This window comes from Eudoraea sp. (assembly GCF_049669105.1).
Taxonomy (GTDB): Bacteria; Bacteroidota; Bacteroidia; order Flavobacteriales; family Flavobacteriaceae; genus Eudoraea.
In genome coordinates this window covers 1-1,556 of sequence record NZ_JBATKE010000113.1, presented here as the reverse complement: position 1 = coordinate 1,556, position 1,556 = coordinate 1, and the positions used below count along the sequence as shown (strand labels likewise).

The following is a 1,556-nucleotide window of genomic DNA, read 5'->3' as shown; positions in this document are numbered from 1 at the left end:
GGTGTGTTTAACCTTAGAAATAAAATTTTTTGGTCATATACGAAATGGGATTTTAATCGTGCTTGTATGTTAGTGGCGTGTCCAACATAAAACTTATCATTCTTGCAATACAAAACATATATTATCTCATCAAGATGTAAATATCCATCCGTAAGAATTTCTGATAAGCCTTTCATCCTTTATTTAAACTTTTAGAGTCTATTAAAAATTACTTTTGTGTCAATTCAATTGCCTTGTCCAAAAACTCGTCCTTACCTGCTTTGATTCCTTCAATGGTTCTTGAAACGTAGATATCTGGAATAATTCCAATCGCATGATGTTGAGTTCCATCATGCTTGATCACTTTCATTCCAGTCCAACTTAAACTATATCCTCCTGGTAATTCAAATGGATTTATGTTACCATTAGTCCCGGCCGTTGGCTGCCCTACAATATTTCCTAATTTATATCCTTCTATATAGCCCATAAAACTTTCGGCATAACTAATAGCTCTTCCATCGGTGATGAAAATAATTTGCTTGTCCCCTAAATATGGGGTTGCAGGTTGAAGATTCCATTCATATTTTTCCCAATTGGCAATGTTTTCTTGATCGGGGTAAATGATTTGAGGAACCTGCATCCACCCTTCAGTTGTATCTTTTGTTTTCAACAGATGGGATATAACACCATGATTTCCTTTTGGATAACCCCTTAAATCAAAAATGATGGATTCGTAATTTTTCAACTTTGGTAATAACTTATTGATTTTATCCATATTTACAACATCCAGATTCAAATAGTATATATCCTCATTAATTTCCTTGTAAGGCACTTTTGGAATAGAATTTTGCCGATTGGCTTGATATAAATCTTTGTCTCTTGAAAGTTCTATACTACTATCTTGAAGGGTGATTACAAGTTTCGAGTCCTGTGACCCATAAAGACTTTCTGTTTGAGCTCTATACTTTAACCAGCCCTCAGTACCGGCAGATATTTTAGAATTGATCTCATTAAAATAACTAACACTTTCTTGACCATTTATTTTCAAAACTTCATCTCCTATTTCCAAGCCCTTGATATTGTCGTAGATATCGGTAATTATCAATTTGTTTTCTACCCATTCCCAAGAAATCGGTGGAACGAACCTTTCCATATTATTATTTGAAACTCTTATATGGCCGTCTTTCAAGGAGGCTGTGAATTTTTGGAGAGTTATCAGGTGATCATTCTCGGTTTTATCAGTATAGCATTTTAAGAGGGCTTTTTCCAGTTCTTTTGTCCAATCAACTTCAACCACGTCGAAATAAGGATAAAAATGTTGAAAAACGTTATAAATATTAATTACATTACCGATTCTTAAGGCAAGGCTTGTATTTGTAGTTGAGATATTTTCAATCTTATTTTTAAGAGAGCTTAAAATCTTTTCCTTTGATTTTGGATAAGTATGTTCTTCTCTGCCGTAGACCACTATTGGAATTTGACAATATATGTTTTCATGTATTTTATTAGTTATCAATTCCCCAAATTCAGGTTGATCGTCGAACAATTTCGTTCCCTTTCCTTTTTCAATATTGCCT

The 1,556-nt window shown here is 33.5% G+C and carries 2 protein-coding genes; both read right to left on the bottom strand.

Features of this window, described 5'->3' with window-relative positions; translation table 11 throughout:
- Positions 1 to 176, bottom strand: a 176-nt coding sequence (locus WBM60_RS09725) for a GIY-YIG nuclease family protein (protein ID WP_424283017.1), incomplete at its 3' end; no start/stop codon positions are given.
- A 32-nt stretch (positions 177 to 208) separates the two neighbouring features.
- The coding region (locus tag WBM60_RS09720) for a S41 family peptidase (protein ID WP_424283016.1) at positions 209 to 1,556 on the bottom strand (1,348 nt) is incomplete at its 5' end.